Here is a 14,841-nt window from a genome sequence, read left to right as displayed (position 1 = left end):
AATGCCTATTGGAGTAGAATCAAAGGGGAAAAAGCTGATAATATAGAACGGGCGATCGCAGCCTGTAAATCGGCATTAGAAATTTATACCCGTGCAGCTTTTCCTGAACAATGGGCAGACACTCAAAATAATCTGGCTAATGCCTATTGGAGTAGAATCAAAGGGGAAAAAGCGGAGAATATTGAACAGGTGATCGCATTCTATCAAGCTGCATTAGAAATTAGAACCCGTGCAGCATTACCTTACAATTATGTAGAAACATCATTTAATTTAGGACTCGCTTATCAAGCATCTCAACAATGGCAATTCGCTTATGATACTTTTTACAATGCCATTGAAACCGTCGAAGAAATACGGGCAGGAATTGTTAAAGGGGGAGATGCAGATAAACAGAAATTAGCCGAAGAATGGCAAAAACTTTATCAACGAATGGTGGAAGTTTGTATCGAACTGAAAAACTATACTGCCGCCATTGAATATGTTGAACGCAGCAAAACCCGTAACCTGGTTGAACTGTTGGCAACCCGTGACCTTTACCCCAAAGGCGATATTCCCCAAACCGTCCTCGATGAACTCGACCGTCTGCGTCGAGATATCGAAACCGAACAACGTCGCCTGGAAATCGAAGAACGCACCCGCAACTCCTTTGGGGACGGGACAACCGGAGAACGTAGCCCCAATATCGCCGCCCTGCAAACCCCACCCCCAGATCGTAGCCGTCTCAACGAACTGCGGCAACAACTCGATGACCTCATTACCCGTGATATTACGCCCATTGACCCTGATTTCCGCCTCACCCAAAAGGTTGAACCCATCCCCTTTAGCGATATTCAAGCGTTGACGGGGGACAATACCGCGATTTTGGAATGGTATATTTTAAGCGATCGGTTTGTGGTATTTATTGTTACTCCACCCCCCTCGCCGAGCAGCAGAAGGGATGGGGGAGAGGTCAAACTCTGGCAGTCCACCCCCGAAGACTATAACGCCTTGAGAACATGGGCTGACGACTACCTCAACGCCTACCGAACTGATAAACAACAATGGCAAAACACCCTAAACTCCCGCCTGCAAGGTCTGGGGGAAATCTTACATTTTGACCAACTCCTCAATGCTATTGGGGAAAAATGCGATAGTCTGGTACTTATTCCTAACCGTTTCCTGCATTTATTCCCCCTTCATGCTTTACCGATATCTCAGCAAAAGCCCACCATTGCTAAGGGGGGGTTGGGGGGGTCAATTTTAATGGATCTGTTTCCCGGTGGGGTGAGTTATGCTCCCAGTTGTCAACTATTACAAACGGCAAAAAACCGCCAGCGTCCCGATTTTTCTCAACTATTTGCGATTCAAAATCCGACAAAAGATTTAGCCTATACCGACTTAGAAGTTAACAGTATTCGGACTTATTTTAATCCGAGTCATATTCTAGTCCATGAAAACGCGAAAAAAACCACCTTTAATGAACAACAAACTACCCTAAAAACGGCTAATTGTCACCATTTTTCCTGTCACGGTTATTTTAATTTTGAGAATCCTATTTTGTCCGCATTACTATTCGCAGACTGTTACCTAGAACCCGCACCTTCGCCCCTTGATCCCAGTCGCCATCTTCGCCTAGAAAAAGGTCAAACCCTCGATCTGAGTGAATGTTTAACCTTGGGGGATGTGTTTACATTGGATCTGCGTTGCTGTCGTTTAGTCACCCTTTCCGCTTGTGAAACGGGGTTAATTGATTTTCAATCTAATAGTGATGAATATATTGGTTTACCGAGTGGGTTTCTGGTGGCGGGTTCGACTAATGTTGTCAGTTCTCTGTGGTCTGTGAGTGATATTTCTACGGCAATTTTAATGATTCGATTTTATCAATTATTGCGGGAGGGTGAGGAAGTTGCGATCGCATTAAATCATGCTCAAAACTGGTTAAGGAATGCGACCAAAGCCGAATTATTAGCTTGGATCGATCCGGGGAATAAAATGCAGTTACGTCAGTCATTAAAGAAAATCGAGGATCATGAAAAACCTTTTGCTTCTTCCTATTATTGGGCTGCATTTTGTGCGATCGGACGGTAAGATAGAAACCGGGTTTCTTGGGGTAAGTTTACAAAATTAACCCTAAATTTGATATAATCAATTTTATATTGCGTTAGAGTATCAGCCCATGTCTTTCTACCAGCAAAACCTCCAAGCCTTTATGCGACTGTTACAGGAACAACCTCAATTATTTAGCGAGTCAAAATGTCAAGAATTAATGGCATTAATTGAACCCTTGCCCGATGATCTTCAAACCTTATCGGTTGCGATCGCAAGTTGGTATGAAAACCATGATGAAATTGTGGATGCTCAATCAGAAATCCTGAATAATTCTATATTAGAAGTTGATCGTATACCCGGAACTAACGTTATTAATGTTCCTAAACCCAATCAACAAATTAACAAAGAAACATTAAAAAACGCAATTCAACAATCTGTTAAAAAACCTCCTGCTCAATCCTAATTTATGGCAGATCAATCAATAGAAAGAACCGTTAAAAATCCCAAACTAACGTTAATTGCTTTTCAACTTAGAAATAATTTAGCGTTAGGGGATGAACCTATAGAAACAGCAAATCACCTTTGGGAAAAATGCCAAGAATTAGGAGAAACATTAAATTCTCCCCATTTAAAAACATTAATTAATCGACTTGAACAAGATCAAGGAAAAATTGGTTTTCCCCCAGGAGAAGATGATATTTCAAATGACTATGTAGAACTTTTATCAGAGCAGTTTTTACATTTTTATGCTATTCCCGAACTGAATAAACCCCAACTCAAAGGCGGAGTTTATCCCCTACAAATACATGATACCTACGCCATTGATATTACCTTTCATCGTCCTGAATCGGTTGTTAATCTGTCTGAATTTAACTATTTTTTAAACCCTAATTATTGTTTATTACCTGATAAGATTCAATCGGATTTAGGACAAACTTTAATATTATTTGCGGAACCTTTACTATCAGAATCAGATCACTATCAAGATTTTGCCAATGCTTGTGTTGAGGCGTTATTTCCCAGTTCAGACGCACAACGGTTGTTAGCAAATTCTCCCTTAGTAGGAGACTTTTTTGGAAGTCCGATTTTTGAATATGATACAGGAGAATATAACCCCTCACGCTCGATTCATTTGTTGATTTGGTTTAATTGTTCTCCGCGAACCCAAATGTTAGAAGCACAGGGAAACTATTATCAATTGTTAATTAATTTGTTGTGTTGTCGCCATAAAATTCTGTATAGCTATACTCAAGCTCGTTGGTGTTATCAACAAGCGAAGGATTTATATAAACAATTATTACCTAAAGTAGAAAATATCAAGAAATTACCCCAAAATCAAACTGAAAAACTGGAATTTTTAAAACAGGAGTTAACTGAAATTCCTCAGTCTTCCTTTGAATATGGCGAATATATTCAACAGATGAAACTGCAATTAAATACAATAGAAACGAATCTTAAAAATTATCAATCTTATCTAAATCAACTGAATAATATTCTGATACCAGAGGATAATTTACCCTTTTTCAATAAATTTGAAACCCGCACAAAAGACAAATTTATAGAACAAATTAAGGTTGATTTAGGTTATTTAATACCAGGTCAAAATTTGTTTTCAGAATTAATTAACACCATTCGCGGATTAGTTGAAATTGAACAAGCGGAAATTGATCGCTCCTTAGAAATAACAATTGCCATATTGGGAGTTAGTTTAGGTGTGGGAGGAATAGCAGCATCAACATTTTCTGGTTATGTTGAAAGACCTTTGATTAATTCTAATCAATCCCCATCTAAAATATTCACTCATCCGGGGATATTTGCCTTTTTATTGAGTGTAACTATCACTTTAGTTATGGGATTATCAACTGCGAAATATTTACGCTGTAGACGCAAAAAATAACCTAAAAATTAATCAATCTAATGGGTAACTTGTTGTTGTGCTTTAGCACCAATTGAAGAAGGGCTAAAGCCCAACAACGACATTGTAGCTAAGGTTTTAGGAACATTGCTGTGCCTAAGAAAAAACTGGAACCTTTTCAACTATGATGTTATTAAATTCTAAAGATAAATTATCTCCTTGACGATGGGCTTCCCAAGTTCCCGATGATAACCGACTAATTTGCCATTGTCCCTGAATATAATTTTCATCCTCAGATACCGTCCCCGTATAACTAACCGTATCGGGAGAAGTCGTTAAATATTGTTTGGTAAAACTCACCCCTCGACCCATCACAGCCCCACTAATTTGAGCTTCTCCCAAATAACCCTCATCTAAAATATTCCCGGCTAAGGAATTTCCGCTCTGAATAAATGTTACTTCAAAACGAGTAGGAACTCCCTGTTGCCAATAGGTTCCTAGCCAGTTTCCACTAAGATCAGTCATATTTGATATCTAATATAAGTTATTAATATCCTGAAATACCGCCTCTAAGAGCGAGGACGGAAGATTTAACTAATCAGCTTGAGATTCTAAACGAATCATTCTCCCCTGATTATCCGTGCGATAAACCCAGGTTTGGCGGCCATCGGAAACCACCACCCGCCACCCTTGAACTAACATTTGACCGCAGATTTCATCGGTTTTAGCCAGTCCTAAACAGGTATCTGGCCAAGTTTGTTGACGGGCTTCTACAATTTTAATATCTTTAGTCATCACTCCCGATTCCTGGGCGACGGTTTCCCGAATTTTTTTGTCTACGGTCGGAGGTAAAACTTTAGCCGCATTCGCTATATTAACTGCCCATTCAGGATTTAAAGGATTTTTTGCATAGATAACCGGAATGGTTTTGGTTGACTGTCCTTGATGTTTAAATAAGGGATTAGTTAGCACCCGATAGGTCGGGGTAATCGAAGAAACAGCAGTCGATTTTTGCGGCATTTCCCATAACCGTTGGTTTTCCATCGGACTAGGCTTTTGGGTTACGGTAATCGAGTCCGAGAGTACCGCTTTGCTGTGAACTAAGGCAGATTTCAACAAGGTTGAGTCAGATTTTAAAGCTAAAACCCCAGTCAACATCAACGCCAATACAAACGGCCGGGGCTGTTTTTTGTTCACCTTGGAGGTCGCTTTTTGGCGACTGTTGGAGTGGTTGGATTTCATGAGGAAGCATCCACAAATACAGAACAATTGATGGCAAAGATGACCCAGATTGCTGAAAATTTGTTTCAGGCAACCGCCGTATCCTAACATACCCATCCCCGATTCCCAATCTAGGAAGTACAACGATCACCAGACCTGATAGTTTAAGAATAGAATCAAAAATTTAGGAGTCAATCCAGATGGACATTTTGTTAGAAGGGGGATCGGTCTTACGCGATCGCGATTATACTTTAATTATTGATAGTAGTCAAAGTATGGCGACTATTGAAAAATCTAAAGGCAAAAGTCGCTGGGATTTAATTCAAGAGTCGATTTTAGCCATCGCTAGTTACTGTGAACAATTTGATCTTGACGGCATCACCTTATATTTATTTTCCGATCAATTTAAACGCTATGAAAATGTCACCTCTGACCGAATTATTTATCTTTTTCAACATCATCAACCTTCGGGAAAAAATCGTTTATCTCCGGTATTAAAAGATGCGACAGATCACTATTTTGGACGACGGGCAACGGAACAAACTAAAGCCAATGGTGAAACTATTATTATTGTGACTTCGGGAGAAATTGAAAATCCCACCGCTCTTAGACAAATTATTATTGATGCAGCCAATCAATTAAGCCGAGATGAAGAATTAGCTATTGAACTAATTCAAGTGGGTTCTAATGCTGATGTAACTACCTTTTTTCAGGGTTTAGATCATGATTTACAAAGTCAGGGGGCTAAATTTGATATTTGTAATACCATTACCCTATCGGATTTAGATTCTATGAGTTTAACCGATGTGTTGCTCAAAGCCATTGTTGATTAAAATTGGGTAAATTGGGTTGGCAGGATGCCTCGGCTGTATTATCCTGATAATTTTATGATTTTTAAAGGTTAGTAATCATAATGGAATCTTCCTCAGAAAAATTAGTATCTCAATCAATTAAAACCTTAGATTCTATTTTAATTGATGAAAAATTGCCCCCATCAGAACGGGCAACCGTTGCCTTGAAAATCCTAGAAATGGCTCGGACTTTCACATCGGAGACTCCTCCGGCTTCAGAAACTCAACCTATCCCAATACCTAAACTTAATTTTACCGACCCCAAAATATTTTTACATCTAGCCGCCTATCGAGATTCTGAACTCATTCCCACATTAAAAGATGCCTTAAAAAAAGCCCATCGCCCGGAAAAAATTACCTTTGGAATTGTTTGGCAATTTATCCCCGGAGAGGATGAAAATATTACGGAAAAAATGCAGGAATTTCCCTGCAAAATGATCGAAATAGATGCCCGACAATCCCTCGGTGTCTGTTGGGCAAGATCGATGGGTCAACGATTACTTCATGATGAAGATTTTATCTTACAATTAGATAGTCACCATAGATTTGTTGAAGGTTGGGATAGTTTATTATTGAAACAACTCGCCCAATGTCCTAGCCCCAAACCCATTCTTTCTGCCTATACTCCCCCCTATATTCCCCCCGATGAAATTCCCCCAGGATATCCCAGTACCCGTTTAACCGCCCATCATTTTGATGACCATGGGATTTTAAGTTTTGTCGCCGGAGAGAGTCTAGCTTCCTATTCTGAACCCCAGTTAGGAATGTTTTTAGCCGGAGGATTTATTTTCGCCCCCCGACAATTTTATTTAGAAGTTCCCTATGATCCTTTTCTGTATTTTAGGGGGGAAGAAATTACGCTTTCAACCAGAGCTTGGACAAAAGGATGGGATATTTTTTATCCCCATCAAATTACAATTTATCACTATTATACTCGCACTAATGCTAAAAAACATTGGGATGTTGATTCTGAGTGGTTCAAATTAGAGCAAAAATCCAGAGAAAGGGTTAAAAAAATATTAAGAATTAGTCCCTTAGAAGCAGAAAGTTTAGAAATTTACGATATTGGAAATATTAGAACTCTCGAAGACTATCAAAACTTTTGTGGGGTCAATTTCCAAACCCAGGAAATATCGGAAACAGCTTCTAAAGGAATTCCAACTAAATTTTTAGTTTATTCCGCAATTCATTCCCCATTTTCATATAAGTAATTGCACAAAATAAATTACCTAGTTGAAAGAGGGAACAGCCCCCCCCAAACCCCCCGTGCACGGGGGGCTAGGGGGGGAGGGAACAGGGTAGAGGATTTGTAATTAATTTTGTTTAGGTACTTAGTTCCAGGGGCGACACTACCCAATCGATTCATCTATAATGAATGGGTTAGGATCGCCCCCATTTCCGCTTATCCTGTTAAAAACCAGATTTCTTATTATGACGGCTTCGACAACATCCTTTACTGAATTTGTCCCCTCCACCTTTCGCCAGCCCGTTGTCCTGTGTGTGTTGGCATCTTTAGGGGTGCATGGGTTATTTGCGGCCAATATTCAATATATTAGTTTCTATTCCCAATCCATTAAACTCCCTCCCACAGTTCAAGTGGTGGAACTTTCCCCCGAACAAATTAGTGGTGTTTATCCAGCCGCCCCCTCTAAACTCTCCTTCACTCCCTTAAATTCTCTCTCTCCCTCTTTATCTATTCTTCCAGTCCCGACCATAGATAATATTATTCCTCCCCCCGCACCGTCAGACTTCATGCCGGGGGCATCCCTCCCCGTATGGCCGACGAATATTCCCCTACCGCCACCGAGTAATTCCCCAGGTTTACCAACCTATCGTTTACCTCCGGTTATTTCCCAGGGGTCTAATTCCAATAACCTGAATTCTGGTTCTATTGGATTTTTGCCTAACTCTAGTCCGTCTTTATCCTTTATTCCTGGCCCACCTTTAGGCTTCGGTAATTCCAATGTTCCCCCGGCTGAAGTTCCCGGACAAGCCAAACCACCGGGGAATTTGCCTCCTAGGGATGAATTAGCCCTGCGACAACAGTTAATCCGAGAATTGGGTCAGGACGTCGATTGTCCACCGATGTTTAATAATGGCAATTGCAGCCCCTCAATTTTCAATCCGAACAATAATACTAATCCTCCCGTTAATCCCCAACCCCCTGAAAATAATCCCGATGTTCAATCAAAAGATCCTAAAGGTTCAATTTTGGCGGGACTTCAACAGGGTTTGCAAGAGGGAGGAGGGGCTAAAGCCCAACAACCAGCCCAACAACCAGCCCAACAACCTGAAACTCCTGAAGGTGTTGTCAGTGAGCAACAAACGGCGATGTTACAAGGAGGAGGGGCTTATTTAAACTGGGTGAATAGTTTACTAACGGACTATCCCAATTTAGAAACTGCGTCTCCGATGGTCGCCAACCGTTTATATCCGGCGGCGGCTTGTGAACAACAGTTAACAGGAAAGGCTTTAATTGGAGTAGTTGCCGGGACAGGGGGAGAAATTTTACGAGGGCCAGAACCCTTATTAGCTACGGGTTATCCGGTTCTCGATAATGCCGCGATTGCTGCCGTTGGAGAAATGACCTTTGACCCGAGTAATTCACCCAAGGCCTATCAAATTCAATTTCAGTTTAACGCTCAGGAGAATTGCAGAACCGTTGATAACCAGACTCCCAAATCTCCTAATCCTCCAGCAACCGCTTCTCCACCTCCAGCACAGTCCTCTCCTCCGAGTTCAGAAACCCAAAAACCACCAACTAATCCCGTTGAACAAAAACCCCCGGAGTCTACCGAGTCAACTTCTCCACCTTCGGAAACCCCAGACCCTCAGCCCAAATCTAACTCAGAAAGTGGAATTTAAGACAAATGGACAAAAAAAGAGAGGAATTTGCTTCCTCTCCTTTTCTACTTCTCCGATTAACTTACCGAAAACCGAAATTAGGCTTTTTTGTTGGCGTTACGTTTGGCTGCACCGAACAAACCACCGACGGCCATCAGTCCTAAGATGGTAGAGGGTTCGGGAACTGCGGCGGTTGTACCTGCCTTGCTCCAAGAATAGACTCCACTGTAGGATTTGCCAGCAACATCGTCAAGGGCGACAAAGCCGGAATTTTCTGCGTTGAAGTTATAGACGTACTCTGATACACCATTGAGTTCAACTTTAACGATTTCACTGATTTGTAAGTTCTGAATTCCGTTCAGAGCAGTAGTGAAGGAATCAACCTGTTGCTTGGCTGCGGTCAGTGTGGCAATTCCGGCGGTCAGTGTTGTTTTTTGAGTGTTTAATGTTGATAGTTGGGTATTGAAGTCATTGAGTGCGCCCTTTTGACTGGGACTCAGACTGTTATAGGGTACGCTTGTTAATGACTTGTATACATTGTTGTTTTGAATCGTGCTGATCCCCTGATTAACAGTAGCGAGGGCAGCATTGGCTTGAGAAAGGGGCGAATTAATTTGGGTGTTGCTATATGCACCAATTAGGGTATTAACTTTTGGCTTGAGGTCAAAGAAACCCAAGGTTTTCATCGACATCGCACCTGTGCTATCTAAGGAGAACTCAGCAATATTGGGATCTCCAAAGCCGACTGAACTCTTAAATACACCTAATGCCACATCTTGAAACACTGCTGATGAAGCACTCCAAACATTTTTCAGAGGTTGATAGGCATTCAACAAGCCATTTAACCATTCCCCTTGGAAAGCGTTGAATTCGGTGCTGGTGACGCTGGATACTTTAGCGGTGTGTTTTCCGGCGGTCGCGGTAAAACCAACACTGGAACTATTGGTTTCATTGGTGTAGTTGAGTTCAACGTTTGTTTGGAGATTACCATCGGTCAGCGCACTGATGGCGGCAGCTTCATTTCCTTGAATCCAAAGGTTGTTGCTGTTGTGTGTGTAGGTGGCGTAATTGGTTTCGCTATTGTCAAAGTCAAAAGAGGCGGCTTTTGCCGGGAGACTAGCCACTGCGCTCATTCCCACTGCGACGGAAGTGCCAATTAAGAGTTTTTTTAATGAAGTTGCCATAATCTTTTCTCCAGGAAGTAGAAGGTTTCTTTAGAATTTTTGTCTATCGGTGATGCTGAATCTGATTAAAACCGATTGGGATAGATAGGTTTGTGATTCATGTCACTTCAGACGGTGATTGTTGACTGTGTTTTTTTTAATATATTAAAGTCCCACTTTTAGGGAGGAACTTTAGCACCCTCGTTTAACAGTTAGTCTGGTGAACGCTTTGATCCAGTTGGCTTTGGGTGTTCTTGACTTTATCTATTGCTATTATAAACAATACCCGGGAAATGTCTATAAAACTTTGATGAATTTATCGTTTTTTTTGTAAAGTTAAGGTAAATCTTTAATTCGGGCTTAAATGCTATTACTAAACATCAGTAAATTTACGGAGTTAGGATTTTAAATCGGTTTAAGGCTCCTGAATATCCGTAAATTTACTGAAAAAAACCCTGGTTCTAGGTCATATTGCCAGAGCTAGGGATGGGAAGAAAAGAGGTAGAAACTCAAACCTATCAAGGGTTAAGGTCGGGTCGAGAGGTTTGCAGAAACTCCGCAATCCGGTCTACTGCTGTTGCTAAGACGTCTGGGGGATGAACTAAGGCGAATCGGACATATCCTTCACCGGATTGGCCAAATCCTACCCCCGGAGAGGCCGCGACTCCAGTTTTTTCCACCAGTTGTTGACAGAAACCCATAGAATCCTCTGACCAGGGCTCAGGGAGTTTTGCCCAAATATAGAGGGTCGCTTCGGGTTTTGGGATATTCCAGCCAATAGTCTGCATTCGGTCAATAAAGGTATCCCGCCGCCCTGCGAAAACCGCCATATTCTGGGCAATATGATCCTGTGGCCCGGTTAAAGCTGCGATCGCTCCATTCAAAATTCCTTGATATTGGTTAAAATCAACCACTGCTTTAATCCGGCGCAAAGCCAAAATTAATTCTGCATTGCCAATCGCAAACCCCACCCGAAAGCCCCCCATATTATAGGACTTAGAAAAAGTAAAGAACTCAATGGAAACGGTTTTATTGGGATCGGCTTGTAAAATAGATGGGGCTAATTCGGCAATGGTTTGTTCTCCCTGGGGAAAGACAAAATCCATATAGGGGAAATCGTGAACTAACACTAAATCATGGTTTTGGCAAAATGTAACAGCCTTCTGGAAAAAGGATAAAGGAGCCGTGGCGGAGGTGGGATTATGGGGATAACTCAAGACCATCATCCGAGATTGTTTTAATACGGTTTCGGGAATATCCTCAAACAGAGGTAAAAAGTCATTTTCCGTGACTAAGGGCATCGGATACATTTGACCTCCGGCTAAATAGACCCCGCCCAGATGGGAGGGATAACCCGGATCTTGGAGTAGGGCAAAATCACCTGGATTGAGAATGGCCAGGGGAAGATGGGCCGTTCCTTCCTGGGAACCAATTAATTGTAAAACCTCGGTTTCGGGATCAAGGGTAATACCATAACGATTGCTATACCACTGGGCTACGGTTTCTCGAAACTCCTGAGTATTGCGAAATAATAGATAACCATGGGTACTTGGATCGGATAAAGATTCTTGGATCGGTTGAATAATATGATCAGAAACTGGTAAATCTGAAGAACCCAGGGATAAATCAATTAAGTCTTGTCCTGCCAATATTGCTTTGGATTTGGCTCGATCCATATCAGCAAAAACATTAGAGCGTAGTAGGTCTAAACGATTAGCAAATTTCATAATCAATTACAAAAAAAAGGGGGTTAAAGTTCCTAAGTTCTACCTAGGATTATTATAGACTTAATAGCCACCTAAATAATAAGCATAATCAGGTTTTTTAAGAGCTTTAAAAACTTTTTTTCCCGATAAAATCATAAATACAAATCCACCTGCTATTAAACCAAAAACAGTAAAAAAGACGGAAATTGTATGGGCTAAAGTGTAACCGACTACAATATTCACAAGCAAAGCAATAATTAATGTTCTAAAAATAGCAAAACCTTGATTTAAACTAAATAAAATTAATCCATTAAATAAACCCAGAACAAAGAAAAAATAGCCTAAACAGCCCCATAGTGCTTGCATTATTTCTGGTTGTGTCCAATTGTCGGGTCTAAGAATACCCACAGTCAGAAAAACCGATAGCCCAAAAAATATTATTGCCATGATAATTGCTAACCAATAAAGGAAAAATAACCTAGAGGAAAATTTAGCTAAATTATGAACGGTTAAAATTTTAGATTTACTATACCAATAACTAATAAATATATATCCCAAATACTGCACTAATGGCACTAATATTAAGAAATTTAGCAAGGCTAAATCCATGCCTTTTTGATATTTCATATCTATAGCAAACAGTAACCCAGAAGCAGGATTAATGGTTAAACCCGCCACAATACGGTCAGCAAAAATAAAACTAAAATAGGCTAATCCATAGCCAAAATAAGGGGACATTAAATATACTACCGCACTGAGGCGAGGTAATTGAACGGGAGAACCAGTATCCGTATCTTTGTGTTTAATAAACCAAAATAAAACCAATCCAATAACCACTAATAAGCCGACAAACATTGCCCATATTTGTGCGATTAATGTGCCTAAACCCAACTGTAATCTTAAAAATAGAAACAATACACTTAACCCAATTAAAACTAATGGCCCGCTCCATCGGGATAGAATGGAAAGAACGGCTAAAAACATCCATAAAATGCTGAGTAACAGGTAGTAAAATACAGCAATGATGATATAATTATCGGCAAATAAGCTTCGATAAAATCCAAACCATAGGCCGAAGAATCCCAGAAAAATAGTTGTAATAATTCCCAAGGATAATAGGGAAGTAGAAACTCGTTGGGCTTGATGAATTTCACCTAATGTCATATAGAATAGACCTCGGCGACTAATCATTTGCACGAATCCACCTGCTGTGGTCAGACTAGCCATGGTTACTATTGTAAAAAGTGAAGCTAATTCCGGTGATATTACCTGCTTTTTTTCTCCAATACCGAGATATTCCATTGCTAACATCATAATCAACGGCAGGGCATAAACAAAACTTTGAGAAAATTCATTAATAAAAGTTAGAATTTGATATGATATTGTTTTCCAAATATCATCTTTTTTTGTTGGTTTTGGAGAAACGGGTGCATTGTTCAAATATTCATAAACATACTGACCCAAATCCCTAGCATTATCAAAACCAAATTCTGCTCTGATAATTCTATCTGTATAACCAAGGGATTCAATAATAGCAGTGGCTTGCCAATAGTTAGCTAAATGAGGACTAATTTCTTGGACAGCATTAATTAATTCTTGTAGCTTTTCATCGGGATTAATCATAATTTTAATGTTTCAAAACTTCCACTTCCTGTAGCTGGTTTTCTAAATCGGAAACAGGTTGATTTATGAGTCGATAATAACTCTCTAAATGTAAATCTAAAAACCGCCTTTGAGTAAATAAATCCAAGGCGCGATCGCAAGCTCGTTGACCAAATTGGCGACGTTCAGTTTCCGGTAATTCTAATAACTTGAGAATGGCAGCGGCTAACTCTGGGGGGCGACCAGCTTTGACCATTAACCCGGTATCTCCCAGGGCTTCACTGACTCCCCCGACGTCAGTAGAAACAATCGTAGCACCAGACAACATTGCCTCAATCACAGCATAGGGAAACCCTTCCGAAATACTAGACATGGCTACCACATCAGCTTCACTATAAGCACGCCAAGGTTCACTGGTAAAACCCGCAAAGTTGATATTTTTTTCAATCCCATATTTTTCTACCCGTCTTAAACATTCAGCATAATATCCCTCATCGGATGCTTTGCCATAAAAACGAAATTCCACATTGGGAATTTTATCCCGCACAATTGCAGCAGCTTCAATTAAATCTAACTGACCTTTTAAGGGAAAAATTAAACCCATATTCATCACCTGGGGGCGTTCTTTTTGCACTGGAGGTGTAGGATGAAATTGTTCCGGGTCTGCACCATTGTAGATAACTTTTATGTTTTCAGGAGGTACTCCCCACCATTTTTCCCAACGAGCATTATATTCACAAACTGGTGAAACTTGATCGGCAAAATGATAGTTAAGTCTGACCACAGCTTCCACAACTTTATAGAGAAATCGGCGCACAAACACCGAAGGAATACTACGGTTAAGATTAAGATATTGTTCACGAATATTAATCCCATGTTCAGTTAATAGATAGGGAGTTCCCCGTTCCAATTTGGCAATCACGCAGGGTAAACCACAAAATGCCGCGGCTGAGGAATGGGTGATATCTGTGTGGGGAACCGGAATATTAATTGCCAGGAAAAAACGATAAAGTAAACGGATTGCTTCAGCTAATTCATTAATATTTGGTTCAACTCGCTCCGATTCAATTTGCCAGTTACTACAGGCTAACTGTTGATAAACTGACCAGACCGAGGCGGACATCATGGTTATATGGTAGTCATAATGCAGAAAGTATTTATGAATATCTAACAGTAGTTCGCCCAATTGATTGATGTCTAAATCTTCAAAAAGAATAGCTTGTATAAATTTCTCAAACCGGGGTAAAAATTGAGTAGCGATAACTTTTGGGGTCGTCTGAAATTTACTTCTAATTGCATTAGAAAAAGGCGAATGCCAAGAATATTCAACCGGGTCATCTATTCCCCATAGAGGCAATTTTACAACTTGTTTAACATTGGCTGATAAGTTATATCGTAGGGGGAGGTAAGGGTTGGCAACAATGGCAAACAGTTTAAAATCAATTTCTGGGAGTTCTTGGGTTAAGACATGACACCAGGTACTCACCCCGCCTTTGTGGAAGGGATAAGTACCTTCAGTGGTCAAGAGTACAGAAGGGCGGTTTCGGCTCATTGAAGGGATGAATTTTTTA

Annotated in this window: 12 protein-coding genes; 6 read left to right on the top strand and 6 right to left on the bottom strand. The window is 40.5% G+C overall.

Annotation, left to right across the window (positions count from 1 at the left end; translation table 11 throughout):
- The first annotated feature begins 18 nt into the window (after positions 1–18).
- From AC559H_RS21860 to AC559H_RS21850, 3 genes are all read left to right on the top strand, one after another.
- Positions 19–2,067: a CHAT domain-containing protein gene (locus tag AC559H_RS21860; RefSeq protein ID WP_237746384.1), complete on the top strand. Its 2,049-nt coding sequence runs from the start codon at positions 19–21 to the stop codon at positions 2,065–2,067.
- Positions 2,068–2,155: 88 nt separating this feature from the next.
- The gene (locus AC559H_RS21855; protein WP_026794943.1) at positions 2,156–2,491 is read left to right on the top strand and encodes a hypothetical protein; all 336 of its coding nucleotides are present in this window, start codon (positions 2,156–2,158) and stop codon (positions 2,489–2,491) included.
- Positions 2,492–2,494: 3 nt separating this feature from the next.
- Positions 2,495–3,925 carry a hypothetical protein gene (locus tag AC559H_RS21850; RefSeq protein ID WP_051319615.1) on the top strand — a complete coding sequence of 477 codons (1,431 nt, stop codon included), beginning with the start codon at positions 2,495–2,497 and terminating at the stop codon, positions 3,923–3,925.
- A gap of 114 nt (positions 3,926–4,039) precedes the next feature.
- Here the strand turns inward: AC559H_RS21850 and AC559H_RS21845 are convergent, their stop codons facing one another.
- Complete coding sequence (locus AC559H_RS21845) at positions 4,040–4,408, bottom strand: hypothetical protein (RefSeq protein WP_026794944.1); 369 nt, start codon at positions 4,406–4,408, stop codon at positions 4,040–4,042.
- 69 nt (positions 4,409–4,477) lie between these two features.
- Positions 4,478–5,125, bottom strand: a complete 648-nt coding sequence (locus AC559H_RS21840; protein WP_148292247.1) for a DUF8738 domain-containing protein — start codon at positions 5,123–5,125, stop codon at positions 4,478–4,480.
- 179 nt (positions 5,126–5,304) lie between these two features.
- On the opposite strand from AC559H_RS21840, the gene AC559H_RS21835 reads away from it, so the two are divergent.
- The 3 genes from AC559H_RS21835 (at position 5,305) to AC559H_RS21825 (ending at position 8,820) form a co-directional block, all read left to right on the top strand.
- Entirely contained in the window at positions 5,305–5,937 is a 633-nt protein-coding gene (locus AC559H_RS21835) for a VWA domain-containing protein (RefSeq protein WP_026788458.1), read from the top strand.
- A gap of 80 nt (positions 5,938–6,017) precedes the next feature.
- Positions 6,018–7,166, top strand: coding sequence for a GlcNAc-transferase family protein (locus AC559H_RS21830; protein ID WP_026794945.1), 1,149 nt, complete (start codon positions 6,018–6,020; stop codon positions 7,164–7,166).
- Between the two features lie 220 nt (positions 7,167–7,386).
- A complete protein-coding gene (locus tag AC559H_RS21825) occupies positions 7,387–8,820 on the top strand; it encodes an energy transducer TonB (RefSeq protein ID WP_026794946.1) in 1,434 nt (477 codons plus the stop codon).
- A gap of 77 nt (positions 8,821–8,897) precedes the next feature.
- Here AC559H_RS21825 and AC559H_RS21820 read toward each other — a convergent pair whose 3' ends face one another.
- The 4 genes from AC559H_RS21820 to pelF form a co-directional block, all read right to left on the bottom strand.
- Positions 8,898–9,983 (bottom strand): NF038130 family PEP-CTERM protein, encoded by a 1,086-nt coding sequence (locus AC559H_RS21820; RefSeq protein WP_026794947.1) that lies wholly within the window; start codon positions 9,981–9,983, stop codon positions 8,898–8,900.
- A 497-nt stretch (positions 9,984–10,480) separates the two neighbouring features.
- On the bottom strand, positions 10,481–11,689 hold the full coding sequence (locus AC559H_RS21815) for an LL-diaminopimelate aminotransferase (protein ID WP_026794948.1): 1,209 nt from the start codon (positions 11,687–11,689) through the stop codon (positions 10,481–10,483).
- Positions 11,690–11,749: 60 nt separating this feature from the next.
- Positions 11,750–13,291 carry an MATE family efflux transporter gene (locus AC559H_RS21810; RefSeq protein WP_026794949.1) on the bottom strand — a complete coding sequence of 514 codons (1,542 nt, stop codon included), beginning with the start codon at positions 13,289–13,291 and terminating at the stop codon, positions 11,750–11,752.
- Positions 13,292–13,295: 4 nt separating this feature from the next.
- On the bottom strand, positions 13,296–14,822 hold the full coding sequence (gene pelF / locus AC559H_RS21805; protein WP_036832605.1) for a GT4 family glycosyltransferase PelF: 1,527 nt from the start codon (positions 14,820–14,822) through the stop codon (positions 13,296–13,298).
- Positions 14,823–14,841: the final 19 nt, after the last annotated feature.

It is taken from the genome of Planktothrix prolifica NIVA-CYA 540, assembly GCF_963864145.1.
GTDB classification, from domain to species: domain Bacteria; phylum Cyanobacteriota; class Cyanobacteriia; order Cyanobacteriales; family Microcoleaceae; genus Planktothrix; species Planktothrix agardhii.
Note: the sequence above shows the minus strand (reverse complement) of the source record. Positions and strands in the feature narration are given on the sequence as shown.

Excerpts from the sequence above, each read along its gene's own strand:
- AC559H_RS21855 (WP_026794943.1), top strand. The coding sequence starts at position 2,156 with ATGTCTTTCTACCAGCAAAACCTCCAAGCCTTTATGCGACTGTTACAG.
- AC559H_RS21850 (WP_051319615.1), top strand. The coding sequence starts at position 2,495 with ATGGCAGATCAATCAATAGAAAGAACCGTTAAAAATCCCAAACTAACG.
- AC559H_RS21845 (WP_026794944.1), bottom strand. The coding sequence starts at position 4,408 with ATGACTGATCTTAGTGGAAACTGGCTAGGAACCTATTGGCAACAGGGA.
- AC559H_RS21840 (WP_148292247.1), bottom strand. The coding sequence starts at position 5,125 with ATGAAATCCAACCACTCCAACAGTCGCCAAAAAGCGACCTCCAAGGTG.
- AC559H_RS21835 (WP_026788458.1), top strand. The coding sequence starts at position 5,305 with ATGGACATTTTGTTAGAAGGGGGATCGGTCTTACGCGATCGCGATTAT.
- AC559H_RS21830 (WP_026794945.1), top strand. The coding sequence starts at position 6,018 with ATGGAATCTTCCTCAGAAAAATTAGTATCTCAATCAATTAAAACCTTA.
- AC559H_RS21825 (WP_026794946.1), top strand. The coding sequence starts at position 7,387 with ATGACGGCTTCGACAACATCCTTTACTGAATTTGTCCCCTCCACCTTT.
- AC559H_RS21820 (WP_026794947.1), bottom strand. The coding sequence starts at position 9,983 with ATGGCAACTTCATTAAAAAAACTCTTAATTGGCACTTCCGTCGCAGTG.
- AC559H_RS21815 (WP_026794948.1), bottom strand. The coding sequence starts at position 11,689 with ATGAAATTTGCTAATCGTTTAGACCTACTACGCTCTAATGTTTTTGCT.
- AC559H_RS21810 (WP_026794949.1), bottom strand. The coding sequence starts at position 13,291 with ATGATTAATCCCGATGAAAAGCTACAAGAATTAATTAATGCTGTCCAA.
- pelF (WP_036832605.1), bottom strand. The coding sequence starts at position 14,822 with ATGAGCCGAAACCGCCCTTCTGTACTCTTGACCACTGAAGGTACTTAT.